Source organism: Hafnia sp. CBA7124 (genome assembly GCF_002355555.1).
In the GTDB taxonomy this organism is placed as follows: Bacteria; Pseudomonadota; Gammaproteobacteria; order Enterobacterales; family Enterobacteriaceae; genus Hafnia; species Hafnia alvei.
Window position 1 is genome coordinate 1,757,062 of record NZ_AP017469.1, and the last position, 12,687, is coordinate 1,769,748.

The 12,687-nt window shown below is 51.3% G+C and carries 9 protein-coding genes; 2 read left to right on the forward strand and 7 right to left on the reverse strand.

Annotated features, from left to right (window positions below; genetic code table 11):
* Positions 1 to 21 precede the first annotated feature (21 nt).
* Entirely contained in the window at positions 22 to 1,389 is a 1,368-nt protein-coding gene (locus CPY98_RS08020) for a VasL domain-containing protein (RefSeq protein WP_096387216.1), read from the forward strand.
* Between the two features lie 37 nt (positions 1,390 to 1,426).
* On the opposite strand, the gene CPY98_RS08025 is transcribed toward CPY98_RS08020, so the two are convergent.
* On the reverse strand, positions 1,427 to 3,808 hold the full coding sequence (locus CPY98_RS08025) for a DUF3772 domain-containing protein (protein ID WP_043492689.1): 2,382 nt from the start codon (positions 3,806 to 3,808) through the stop codon (positions 1,427 to 1,429).
* A gap of 159 nt (positions 3,809 to 3,967) precedes the next feature.
* Positions 3,968 to 5,458 (reverse strand): efflux transporter outer membrane subunit, encoded by a 1,491-nt coding sequence (locus tag CPY98_RS08030; RefSeq protein WP_096387219.1) that lies wholly within the window; start codon positions 5,456 to 5,458, stop codon positions 3,968 to 3,970.
* 373 nt (positions 5,459 to 5,831) lie between these two features.
* Between CPY98_RS08030 and amyA the strand changes: the two genes are divergently transcribed.
* Positions 5,832 to 7,313 carry an alpha-amylase gene (amyA, locus tag CPY98_RS08035; protein WP_043492691.1) on the forward strand — a complete coding sequence of 494 codons (1,482 nt, stop codon included), beginning with the start codon at positions 5,832 to 5,834 and terminating at the stop codon, positions 7,311 to 7,313.
* A 9-nt stretch (positions 7,314 to 7,322) separates the two neighbouring features.
* On the opposite strand, the gene CPY98_RS08040 is transcribed toward amyA, so the two are convergent.
* The 5 genes from CPY98_RS08040 to CPY98_RS08060 form a co-directional block, all read right to left on the reverse strand.
* Positions 7,323 to 8,303 carry a spore coat U domain-containing protein gene (locus CPY98_RS08040; RefSeq protein ID WP_096387222.1) on the reverse strand — a complete coding sequence of 327 codons (981 nt, stop codon included), beginning with the start codon at positions 8,301 to 8,303 and terminating at the stop codon, positions 7,323 to 7,325.
* Between the two features lies 1 nt (position 8,304).
* Positions 8,305 to 10,665 (reverse strand): fimbria/pilus outer membrane usher protein, encoded by a 2,361-nt coding sequence (locus CPY98_RS08045; protein ID WP_043492796.1) that lies wholly within the window; start codon positions 10,663 to 10,665, stop codon positions 8,305 to 8,307.
* A gap of 68 nt (positions 10,666 to 10,733) precedes the next feature.
* Positions 10,734 to 11,495 (reverse strand): molecular chaperone, encoded by a 762-nt coding sequence (locus CPY98_RS08050; RefSeq protein WP_051874119.1) that lies wholly within the window; start codon positions 11,493 to 11,495, stop codon positions 10,734 to 10,736.
* Between the two features lie 15 nt (positions 11,496 to 11,510).
* Entirely contained in the window at positions 11,511 to 11,969 is a 459-nt protein-coding gene (locus CPY98_RS08055; RefSeq protein WP_231899452.1) for a spore coat U domain-containing protein, read from the reverse strand.
* An 84-nt stretch (positions 11,970 to 12,053) separates the two neighbouring features.
* On the reverse strand, positions 12,054 to 12,623 hold the full coding sequence (locus CPY98_RS08060; protein ID WP_025801660.1) for a spore coat protein U domain-containing protein: 570 nt from the start codon (positions 12,621 to 12,623) through the stop codon (positions 12,054 to 12,056).
* Positions 12,624 to 12,687: the final 64 nt, after the last annotated feature.

Below are 12,687 nucleotides of genomic sequence, written 5' to 3' on the forward strand. Positions count from 1 at the left end.
TTTACGGAGCTTCACCTACGCATGGCTTCTTTCTCCGAACAACATTTACGTACCGGCGGCGATCCGCGCACGCTGAGCGAATTTACCGCCCTGCGCGATGAGCTGAGTAAACTCACGCACCCCGCGCGTCCTGACGTCGATTGGCAAAAAGTGGAACAGCTGTGTTTGGGGCTCTTTCGCCAAAACGGGGTTGAGCTGCAAACTACCGCGTATTACACGCTGGCACGCGCGCATCGTGCAGGATTGGCAGGCATTGAAGAGGGGCTGGTGCTCGTCGATGGTTTGCTGACGCATCAGTGGCCGGTATTTTGGCCTGCGCAAACGCACGCGCGTATGGAAATTCTTGGCTGGCTTGCCACTCGCCTACAGCAGTTGCTGCGCGGCTATGTGTTTAAATACGGTGACTTGCCGATTATTTATCGCACCGAAACGCTGCTGGAGCATTTGGGCGAAGTGCTGGCGCGTCTGGAGCTCAAGCATCTGAGCCAGCTCGATGGTTTGTATCATCTAATGCATAACACCGCGCTTCGGCTGGAAAGTCTGGATGGCGATAATGCGATTCAGGGCGGCAGCACGCTGGCTGCTCGCCCGTCGATGTCGATAGCCGGGCCTGAAATGCAGGATGATTCACCGCTGGTGTATGTGGTTCAAGCCGAAGCAAAGCCGGTGATCATGCGGGTGGAAAACACCACGACCGGCATTCAGAAAAGCCATTGGGTTGGTTTTGCGGCTGGATTAATTTGTATGGCGTTGGTGGGCAGCGCAGGGCTGTGGGGTTGGAATTCGTGGCATCAGGAGCCGGTGCGCAATGTGCTGTTAGCCACGGTAGAACCGTTGCCGCAGCCGTTGTCGTCGGAGCAGATGAATACGCTGCGAATCGAGAAAGCGGACAAGCTACCTTCTTTAACGAATGAGATGGTGGCGGCCACGCAAAAGCAGTTGGAGACTATCAATAGTTTACCCGCACTTTGGTCGCTGAACTACGCCTCTCAGTTGGTTAAGCAGGCGCAAACGCTGTGGCCGCAGACGCCAGCGGTCGATCAGCTGGCCGCCGGTTGGTTGCTCAATTTGAATGCGCAGGCAGCGGCCAGCGATACGTTGGGCGATTGGCATATGGCGCAAAGCCGTCTGCAACTGCTCGCCAATAAGCTCAATGGATTAGACGAGCAGCGCGGGAAATATATGACCGTTTCTGAGCTGAAATCGTCTATTTTTGCCATTCAACAGCCGTTGGTGAAATCACCGCCGCTGGAAGAACTGCTGCGCCAACTGTCTGAACAGCAGAACGCCGGAAAAGTTTCTCCGGCGCTGGTTCGGCAGATCGACAGCCGTTTTAAGCAGCTACAAAGTCGTTATATGCTGCTGATGATGGAACCGAGATCGTTATAAGCTTAACTGGCTACGTCTTCAGACGTAGCCAGTGGTTTTACTCTTCTGCTAGCGCCGCTGGCGCTCTTTCAATCACCATCGTCTGGCTCTGACTCAGACTGATGCCCGCCGCTCTTAGCCTTTTCAAAATCTCATACAGTAAATCACTCTTGGTACCGCTCACCACGCGAGGACTCGCCACATAGCCCGTGACGCTGAGCACAATACCGTTTGGCCCTAACTCCTTGAAACTCACCGACGGTGCAGGAGCGGGCTGTATGGCAACATGCTGGTGATAGGCGTCGAGCAGGAGAGCGCGTGTTTGCTCAGGATCGATATCCAATGGGAAGGTGAGCGCAATCGTCACCACGCCCTGCGCATTGCCCATGGTGGCATTGCGGACGTTTTGCGAAATCAACTGGGAATTGGGCACAATCACGGTGGAACGATCGCTGAGCTGGATTTCAGTCGCACGGACGTTGATGCGGCGAATATCGCCCTCAACGCCGCTGATGCTGATTAAATCGCCAACTTTGACCGGACGCTCGGTCAGCAAAATCAAACCGGAGATAAAGTTTTTCACAATCTCTTGCAGACCAAAACCGATCCCAACCGAGAGGGCGCTGACGATCCACGCCAGCTTGTTCCACTCAATGCCGAGGGTGGAGAGCGTGAGTAAGATAATCAGCACGTAGCCGACGTTGGTGAACAACGTCACCAACGAGGCACGCATGCCGCGATCCATCATGGTTTTTGGTAGGAAGTCGTTATCCAGCCAACGGCGCGCGGTGCGCAGAATGTACCAGCCAATGACCAAACACAGCACGGCATTCAGGGCGTGCGCAGGAATAATGGTGAAGCCGCCTAACCCTTTACCGCGCCAGATTTCGATCACTTTTTGTAGCAGGGCGAGCGGGGTGGTTGAGCCATAGGTTCCGCTCAGCAGCGCGATAACCGCAAACAGCACCAACACAGTTTTGCCCACCGCGGCAAATAGCGTCGCGGCCAAAGAGAGATGCCGGTCGCTGAGGCTGAGCGTGCTTTTGAGTATTTTTCCTGAGTGATTGCTGGGCGTAAATACGCTTTCGCAGAGGTCGGTCATCAGGTGTATCAGTAGATATAAACAGGCTAAAACCAGCCATACCCAGATCAGCTCATAGGTGAGGAAACGCGCCAGCAGAATGTAGCCTGTGAGCAGAGAGATAATAATGGCAAACGAGGTGGCACTGATCGCCAGATGGATAAATCCAGCCAGCGCCGAGCGCGCGCTAACCTGATCGTTATTGGTGTTTCGCCCATGGCGCAGTCGGGTAACGCGCACTGCCATGAAAATCGCAATCAGTGCCACCAACAGTGACAATAACCCGCTGCAAAAAACCGTGGCGGCGATGCTGGCACCGACCAAATTATTGAGCTGTTCAAGAATGCTGAAAATGAAAACGGCGGTGGCAATAAGCGTTGGGAAAGGCGCTAAGGCTTTGGCGGCGTTATCGGAGATGTTTGGCAGTCGCCAAGAAGGATGGCGATTGGAAAGTAATGCATTGCCCAGTCCGGCAATCAGGCTGGAGAACACGGTGAGCCGCCCCAGCGTTTGCGCAAATTCGACCAACATCGGCGAGGTGTCGGGCAGGCGAATGAAGAGATAGCACAGAAAATGGGCGCTGGTGCCGAGCATGACGGCGGTGAGCACGGTGGTGGTGAAGGCGAGAACGCTGCGGCGTAGGCGTCCTTCGGGTAGCCAACGTTGCATCATGGCGCTGACGGGTTTATCTAGCACGATATGGCTGAAGACACCAAAGGCTAGCGCGAGCAAGAGATAAAACACCGATCCGGCTTTCCAACCGGGTTGCCAAGCGTTGTCCCACGCGTCGCTGAGTTGTTGATTAAAATCGTTGAATTTATCCAGATCGTGATTCTGGGAATAGAGTACTGGCGACCAAAAACTTTGTCCCAGAATGGTGCCTGAGTTAAGGGCAATTTGAGATTTTAACGCTGAGCGGCGCAGGTTATTAATTTGGGTCGAGAGATTCGCCGCGTTGGTTTTTACCGCATTAATTTGCTCAATTTGTTTATCTAGCTGGGTTTTGGTGCGGTTCAGCGTAATTCTTTGCTGGGTAACTTCCGGAGTTTCATCGGCGGCTTTGGGGCCGAGTACGTCGAGCTGCGCCTGTATCTGCGCGATTTCTGGCGTGAGTGCGGCGGCCTTGGCATCGGCCTCTTCAGCCAGCTGTAGCGTCTCGCTGTTGAGCTGGCCGAGTAATTTTTCATGCTGGGCGTTGGCGACCTGCTGCTTGATGGTGTCGAGTTTTTTCTGCAACACGCCGCTATCGACTTGCGTACTCGCTGTGACCTGCTGCGTGCTGTTGCTTGCGGCATGGCTCATGAGCGGCGTTGCTAGCAACATAACTAACAGCGCGTAGGTTTTTAGCATTTTCAGCATGTAAAAGAGATCTCGGTTGAGCATTAATCGGCTAAATATTCGTTAATTATAGAAAAAAAGGTAGGCGTTTTGTGAATCATTTTGTGAACTTGGTTACATGCAGGAGAGGTGCGAGGAGAAATATGGGCAGCCAAGAGAAACCATGCCGCCCATATTGACTTATGACTTGCTCGATGTTCCGCTTGCTCGGTATCCACCGCCGAGTGATTTGGTAAGGTTGATATCGGCATCGATCCAACGGCCGTGCAGCTCGATCAGCTTGGATTGTTCCGCTAACAAAGGAAGCTTAGCTTTTGCCACGTTAACGCCGCTGATTAAACCTGCTTGGAAGCGCATTTGGGTGAGCGACCAGATTTTTTGATCGCCGTCCACCACTTCGGTTTGATGCGCGCTTTGATCCGAAATTGTTTGGAGCTGGGTAATGCCTTTCGTGACTTCTGTGACGGCATTCACTACCGCTTTGTTGTAGCTGGCGATATTCAAGTTGCTGTTGCTTTGTACAATGCTGAGATTGGCGTTAAGGCGTCCACCATCAAAAATAGGTAGCGTTAAGCCCAATATGCCGCCCATTTGCTGCGCGGAGCCACGGAACAGATCGCTGAGGTGTAGCGCATCGTTCTGCAAGAATCCCATTAGGTTGATTTCCGGATAGAACGCGGCTTTGGCGGCATCAACTTGGCTCAGTGACGCGTCGATATACCAGTGTGCGGCTTGCAAATCGGGGCGGCGGGCCAGCAATTCATAGCTGAGATTTTGCGGTAGGGTGCTAATGACGTCGGGTAACGGAACCGTTTTGAGCGCAGGTAACGGCGTTTTCAGCCCGACAAGCGCCTGTAAGTTCGCCCGTAACAAGAGCAGATTGCCACGCGATGCGTCGATTTGCTCATCGATTTTGGTGAATTGCGTTTCCGTTTCAGTTTGTTCGAGCGAAGAGATAATGCCTTCGTTGTAAAGTTTGCGATCCGTGTCGGCAATGATCGCCTCTTGAGCTTTGACCTCAATCAGGATGTCCTGCAATGCCTTAACGGTTTGAATATCCCAATAGATTTGGGTTACGGCGGAGGAAACCAGCAGTTCACTTTCAGCCAGTTCCGCCTGTCGTGCTTTGTAAACGCCGAGCGCTGATTCTACCTGCGCGCGGTTTTTTCCCCATAAATCCAGATCGTAGCTGGCCTGCAAACCGAAAGTGCCGTTGGTATACCATGGCCCTGTCGTTCCTGCGGCGGGATCGTCAAGCGCAAACGGCCCCATCACACCTTCAGCCGACATTTTTTGGCGCTCCACGTCGGCACCGAAATTCACAATAGGTAAATCATCGGCGCGCGCCCGATCGGTTTGCGCTTTAGCAATTTCAACGCGTTGGCGAACCACGGCAAGGCTAGGCGAATCGGCAAGTGCTTGCTCAACCAGATGGTTGAGCTGAGGGTTGTGATAATTTTGCCACCAGTGGTTTCCCGGCCATGCGCGGAGTGCGCCTGCGGGGGCATCGTTGATGTGTATTTGGCTAAGATCGGTTTGCGGTAGCGGTGTTTTATCTGAATGAATCATCGCACAGCCGCCGATCGCGAAAGATAACGCGATAAGTAAACTGGAGCGTAATAGTTTTTTGTTAGGAATAATAGAATGATTTTTTTTATTTGTTTTATTCATGTGTTTACTTGAATTGATAATAATGGATGATGATTTCATTACCCATATTGAAATGGAGTCATTAGTCAGCGAACACTAAAGGCTTTTCTTATTTTTGTTTTATGCAGTTGTGCGGATATTGGTTATTTTCTCTAAAAACTAAATGTAGTTTTTATAATTAATTTGAATTAATAATCCATATGATTTTTTTCATATTCATTATGAATGGCTGTTTCTTTTATTTAATGAGTTAACTCCATTGTTAATACATTTATAACGTTGGTAGAACATCACGCCATTAGGCATATAAAATGCGTTTTCTTTGAATATTTTTGGTTGTGTGCTGATTTTTCATCCATGCTTAGAGTTCGGCCTTTTTTAGGGATGACTCACGATGACAAAAACCACACTGTTTCAGTTCTTTCACTGGTATTACCCCGACGGCGGGAAATTGTGGCCAGAAGTGGCTGATAAGGCGGAGTATCTCTCGACGCTGGGAATAAGCCACGTTTGGCTTCCTCCCGCGTACAAAGGAGCCAGCGGCGGCTACTCTGTGGGGTATGACTCTTACGATCTCTTCGATCTCGGGGAGTTCGACCAGAAAGGGAGCGTGCCAACCAAATACGGTGATAGAGCGGGATTAGAACATGCGGCGCAGTGTTTGCAATCGCATGGGCTACAGGTGCTGTTTGACGCGGTGCTAAACCACAAATTGGGTGCGGATGAGAAAGAGCGTGTGCATGTGCGCCGCGTTGAAGAGCACGACCGCAATGATATCGACGATAGCGCTTTTGAAGCATTAGCTTACACCCGCTTCGTGTTTCCGGGACGGCAGGGGAAATACTCTGAGTTTGTTTGGGATTATCGCTGCTTTAGCGGCGTTGATTACATTGAAGAACCGAATGAAAACGGCATTTTTAAAATCATGAATGATTTCGGCGAAGATGGCTGGAACGACGATGTTGATAAAGAAAATGGTAATTATGATTATCTGATGGGCGCCGATATTGAATTTCGTAATGAGGCGGTTAATGAGGAATTAAAATTCTGGGGGCGTTGGTTATTGGATTCCGTGCCCTGCGATGGATTTCGCTTGGATGCGGTGAAGCATATTCCCGCATGGTTTTATTCCCAATGGCTAGATCATCTGCGTGAGCATTCTGGCCGTGAGTTGTTTACCGTGGCGGAATATTGGTCGCCGGAGGTTTCAGCGTTACAGAACTATCTGCATGAAACAGAAAACAAACTGATGCTGTTTGATTCCGTGCTGCATACCAAATTTCATCATGCGTCTAAATCGGGCAGTGATTACGATCTTTCGACGCTGTTTGCTGACACGTTGGTAGCAAGTGCCCCTGAGAATACGGTCACGCTGGTGGCGAACCATGATACTCAGCCGTTGCAGTCGCTGGAAGCGCCGGTGGAACCGTGGTTTAAACCATTGGCTTACGCGTTAATCCTGCTGCGCGAACAGGGCGTGCCCTGCGTTTTCTATCCCGATCTGTTTGGTGCGACCTATACCGATAAAGGTGATGACGGCCAAGACTATGAAATCATCATGCCCGTTATTCCTGAGCTTGAAAAATTGATTGAGGCTCGTCAGCGTTTTGCCAACGGTGCACAGCATGATTATTTTGATGCACCACAGTGTGTGGCCTTTGTGCGTGATGGTACCGAGGAAGCATCGGGCTGCGTGGTGATCATGACCAACGGTGATGTGGCGTCTAAGCACGTACAGCTGGCAGAAGGTTTGGCTGGGCGGCGGTTCTATGATTTCCTCGGTAATCATAGCGATGTAGTGACCACTGGCGATGATGCCAGCGCTGAGTTCCCCGTGTCGGCGGGGAGCGTCAGCGTTTGGGTTCTAGAACAGTAAACGAAAGCCTTAAAAAGCGACGTCGACGACCAGCGTATCGTTGTAAACGCCTGCGGGTGGCGTGTTCTGGGTGGGAAATATTTTAGCCGTATAGCTATAGGTTTTCGTCATGGTGTCAGGGCTGGTGGTGGTGGCAGCAGTGCTGCTCCAGCGCTGGCTGCCGACCGATCCCCAGCGGTTATTGCTGGTTGACTGATAGATATCGTAGCTGAGTAGATTTGCTGCGCCATTAAGCATGTTGCGTACGCCACCGCTGGCATTTTGCCCATCACTGATCCCCACGGTATAGGTTGCGCTCTTGGTGCAAACCAAGGTGATAGTCCCAGATTGAGTGCTAAAGCTACCTGCCACTGGCGCACTGCCGAAGTTGATATCGGGCGCGGTAATGGTGGCGCAGTCGTTTGTCACATTTAGGGTTACTGGAATGACTAAGGTGTCGCTACCGGTGTCGTTATTCAGGCAAAGTACCAACGCTCCGGCGGTACAAATATCCCAAGTGACGGTGAGCGTGATACTCGTTGCATAGGAACCCGCGGCCACGGATTGGGCAACAGTGCTCAGTGTGAAGGGTAATGAGTACTGTTTATTAGTTAATAACCCCAAGAACGTTGAGCTAGGAATAGATTGCGTACCGTTGACGCTAATCTCGGTGGCTGATGTGCAAATTGGGGTAATACACATCAATCTGAGTGGGATTGTATCCGTCGTGCTGCTGGTTAGGATCGCGCGGGAGCCGCTGGTTGTCGTAGCACTGGTATAAGCGACGACGATGGAGCCTGGGGCCGCAATGGCGAGCACGATAGGGCAGCTTATTTGGATATTGAATGTTTGAGACTGGGGTGTGGAGCTCATGACGACAGAGCTGACAGTGCCATAGTTGACGATGATGGGTTTCGTCAGCGTGCAGTCGTGGGTGGTCGCGGCGCTGGCTGAAAATGAGAGAAATCCCCCTCCGAGCAGAATAATAATGACGGCAATAATAGCTCTCATCTTAGTTGTTCTCCGCAGTAGCACTCAGTTGGCAGATAAAGGGACCATAGGTGCTTAACTTTTGTGAATGATTTTCAGGCAGGCTGAAATTGACGATGCAGTTTTGCCCATTGGGCGTGCGTACGTGCAGCGTGTTTTGATGTTCTAAATTTTCCAAATAGGCCAATCCGTCCCAGCCGACGTAGGCATCCGCTTTTCCCTGCTGCGATACGGTGCTCGACAGAGGGATAGCGGCTCCGGTTTGATCGTGCAAGATCACGCTGGCAGCACGGCGTTCGCGCACTGGGAAATGCACCACATAACCACTGTTGCGGCGCACAGAAATACGTTGTTCCGTGGTATCGGCGTAAATATCAGCAGGCAAACTTAGGGTATCAATGCTGAATTTAGACGGATAAAACGAGGAGACACCCGGCACCAGCATGTATCCTTGACGGTTTGTGGTGCCTTTGGGTTGGTTTTCAAAATTAACCCCAATATTGGGGTAGCCATCGGTACTGACGATCACAAAGGAATCGTTGATCTGATTAGCCGTCAGCAGCGTGTTGTCCATATAAACCAACGCTCCCATCATTTCTCCCCACTGGGTATAACGGTCAGATGGGCCGTAAACGCCGCCTTGTAGCTGAATATGCTCATTACGCCAGCCGAGCGTGGCCTGCTGATAGTTACTTTGTTGTGACTGATTGGCGTAGGCCAGATTCCACTTAAACCCGCCGTCGCTTGGCATTGCGTGGTCATAGTTGACGGTTTGTTGATTCTCGCCTGTAGCACTGCGCTGGGTTGTCACACTGACGTTATCGAACGCGTTGAACGGAATTTGAATCGATAGCGCTAATGCCCAATCTTGCTGCGAAGGATCGCGGCTGGCTGACACGTAAACGGTGCTGTTGCCCCACAGGCTTTTATTCCACGACAGGTTGAGCAGTCGGGTACGATCACCCGCGAAGCTTTGGATATCGAAATAGGCCAGACCAAAGCTGCCGAGTTGGTCTAGCGAAACTGCCGCCGAGTATTGGTCGCTACTTTTGCTTAGTGAATAAGAGGACTGGTTGGAATTGCTCTGTGGTACGTCGTACAGCGCGAGGTTACCAAAATTTTTATCGCGGCGGCTGTGCTGGGTGCCAACGTTGAAACGCGAATTGCTGTATTGATATCCCCAGTCATATTGATTTCCGCCTTTGCCATACAGGGTGCTGGTGGTTACCGAGGTATTGAGTACGCCAAAATAACCCAGTTTAATCACAGTACCGAGCCCGCCGAGTGCTAACTCTGGTGCGCCTTCGGCGTGAGATTCCAGCGTGAGGTAATCGTTGATTCCGTAACGATAGGAACCGCTGGCGGCAGCGCTTCCATAGGAGAAATCTTTTTCGCCGTAATCACGGCGTATTGCGCCAAGCGATAGTGTTGCGTCTGAAAGTCCGGGCTTCAGTAAGGTACTGGCGACATAAAAAGGCTGGGTGGTGGAGACGCGACGTCCCAGCGCATCGGTGGTGACTAAAACTGCCTCTCCCGCGCCGTTGACATACGGCAGGTTGGTGAGGGTGAACGGACCCGGCTCAAGGTTCGTGCTGGCCGATTGGTAGCCGTTAATAAAGAGGTCGGCGGTGGTCGGCACTGCCGTTTGTCCATTAAAGGCGGGAAGCGGATAGGTAATGATGTCGGGGCGTACGGAGAAATCGCGACCGACTGTAACGCCGCCTAAACGCACACTGTCACTCCAACTAAGTGCACCGGTGATTAAATCTCCCACTTGCCAACTGAAAGCGTGCGCTTCGTTCACGCCGCTTAGCGTAGTGTCGTAACGCCGAAACCCATCGTTGTTGTCGCCGCTGTTACCGCCAAAGCTTTTGCGCAATATGCCGGTGCTAGAGAGCGTTGCCTCAGGAGTGAAAATACGAAATTCGTTCCACGCTGACGAAAGGGTGGATTCGCCCTGAGTATGGCTGGTGTATACGTCATAGTTAAATAGCGCACCGCGACCGGCAACGGCTTGGGTTTGTTGGTTTGGGGTACCGGTGAATATCGATTGATTAGGCAGCCAGCTCGTCGGAATGTCGAGCAGTAGGCGCTGGCCTTCGCTGTCATAGTGCGTTTCGATTTCTGTATCAGCGGTTAAATCTGTTTCTGGCGAGGAAAACTTATCCGCAGGCAAACCAAGACCAATGAGCTCCGACGATTGGATGTAAAAATGACCGTTGCGTTGGATGACTGGAATGAGTTTGCCAGTATCGAAACGGTTAATGACCAAGGCTAAACGAAAATGTTGATCCTGATTGACAATATTTGCGGTGGGAGGCGGTGGCAGCTCACTGTTGCCCGGTTCGCCAAGTGCGATACCGGGCAAACTTAATGTGACCATAAGCTGCACAGCGTGGCTGCGCCAAATCCTGATGGCTTTCACGGCGGTATCTTAACGGGCTGGGGCGACTATTGCGCTGGGCCTGACTGCCAGATCTTGCTGTCGCTATTCACTTCAGCTTTTAGCGTTTCGCCATGAGTCACACCTGTTGGTAATGCCCAAGTCCGATAGGATCCGGCGAGAACGTAACCTAATAGCCCATCGGCTATCGTTCTGCCGTTAATCGATACTTTGCTCAGGCGTGCATGAACGTTACCACGGTTGGTGACCTCAATGGCTGGATGGCCATTATTAGTGGTCATTTTCCAACTAAGTTGGCTTTGGCTAAGATGCACCGGTTCTGCCGCATTGCGCTGGAAATTAACGCCGTCGCCATAAACAAATAAAGGCAGCGAATAGCGCATTAAAAGTGACACGCCGGCCTGAGACCCCGCGGAATGTTCTGCTGCTGGAACTTCATCTATCAAAATACGGAACGCTTGTTCTTGCCCAGCAGGCGTAGGGGATTGGCGGATTAGCCTGATTAATTGTTTTTTTCCTGCCCCGATATTCACAATGGGAGGGCTTGCAACAACGTCTTGTTGGCTCCGATAATTTTCTTCTCCAGCAACCTGTTTCCAGCCAAGAACTCTAATTTGCATCGTTGCGGCTGTAGAGCCTTTATTTTCTAGCCATAGCTCAGTGGCATTATCGTTGGCACCTAAGGCGGGATCGATCGGCCAGATCAGCATATTTGTGGCAGCGTTGGCATTTATTGTCGCGACGGCGCCTAATAACGTGCTACCTAGAATAATGCAAAGATGACGTGTGGAGCGATGCAGGTTGCTCATTATTATCTCCTTGATTTACCAAGTGAGCGTCACCGTTAATGTATCGGTGTAGCTCCCTGAAGGGCTAAAGCCGTTAAGTTGTAATACGCCGTAAATCGGCAAAATAATGTTGTTATTAGAGCTGGAAATATTGAGCGGAACGTTTTGGTTCACGATGATTTCATTGGTATGCGCCGCATCGGTATAAATACGATAGGGTAGTTGCAGGCTATTTCCGCTTTGCATCACATTGCGCACCGTTGTGAAATTAGAGCCCCCATTAATCGCCATATTTAGCGTTACGCCGGGAGTGCATGCCAGCGTTAGCGAGGTATTTTGGACAAAAGTACCGTTAACACCGCCGGTACCCGTGCCGGGATAGGTACCGAAACTCAGGGTTCCAAACAGGCTTCCTGTGCCTAGAACAGCGCATCCTGCCACGATGGTTGCCTGCGCTTTGAACTGCGCGGTGATGATGGCGTTGGCGCTCCCCACAATGAGCCCCCACAGCAAAACCACCGCTAAAAGCGACTGAAGCGCTACCTTTAATGCGCACCACTCCCGCGTTTTCACGGTAAATTAATAAGTAATGGTAATGTTTAAAGTATCGGCATAAGCACCTGCTAATACGTTAGTACTGTTCGCCACCCCAACGATTTTCCCCCAAAGTGCATAGCTGTTAGTGTTTCCACTCGTGCTTACTGCGGTTAATACTGCGCCGTTGGCTAACGCCGTGGTCATGGCTGATGTGCCATAAACGCTATAGGCGATACCTTGGGTGGTGGCGGTTGGGCTGATCAAATATCGCCCAGGAGTGCCTACGGTGCCATAGACCGTGGTAGGGGCTGCGTTAAGGCTGCTGGTGAGTGCGACGGTATAGCTGGCACCTGCCGTGCATTGCACGTTGAATGTATTGCCGCCGGTGCCTCCACCGGTAAATGTGGCAGACAACGTGTCAAAGGTAGCGACAGATGTTCCAAAGTTCAAAGAGCCGAAGTTAACACCTGTTTGAGCAGGTGAGCCGTTCACTAAACAACCGTTGGTAAGTGTTAACGTTACGGCAACGGTACCTGTTGTGGTAACTGCCATAGCCGGTGCTGAAAATAAGCCAGCGCTAGCTGCGATTGCGAAAATAAACCGTAGCTTCATCGTCCATCCCTCATGGTAAGTAGACAGCTAAACAGCAATTAATTTTCGACTGGTGAAATGCGCA

Bases quoted from the DNA above. Each gene is read 5' to 3' on its own strand.
- CPY98_RS08020 (WP_096387216.1), top strand. From the start codon at position 22: ATGGCTTCTTTCTCCGAACAACATTTACGTACCGGCGGCGATCCGCGC.
- CPY98_RS08025 (WP_043492689.1), bottom strand. From the start codon at position 3,808: ATGCTGAAAATGCTAAAAACCTACGCGCTGTTAGTTATGTTGCTAGCA.
- CPY98_RS08030 (WP_096387219.1), bottom strand. From the start codon at position 5,458: ATGAATAAAACAAATAAAAAAAATCATTCTATTATTCCTAACAAAAAA.
- amyA (WP_043492691.1), top strand. From the start codon at position 5,832: ATGACAAAAACCACACTGTTTCAGTTCTTTCACTGGTATTACCCCGAC.
- CPY98_RS08040 (WP_096387222.1), bottom strand. From the start codon at position 8,303: ATGAGAGCTATTATTGCCGTCATTATTATTCTGCTCGGAGGGGGATTT.
- CPY98_RS08045 (WP_043492796.1), bottom strand. From the start codon at position 10,665: ATGGTCACATTAAGTTTGCCCGGTATCGCACTTGGCGAACCGGGCAAC.
- CPY98_RS08050 (WP_051874119.1), bottom strand. From the start codon at position 11,495: ATGAGCAACCTGCATCGCTCCACACGTCATCTTTGCATTATTCTAGGT.
- CPY98_RS08060 (WP_025801660.1), bottom strand. From the start codon at position 12,623: ATGAAGCTACGGTTTATTTTCGCAATCGCAGCTAGCGCTGGCTTATTT.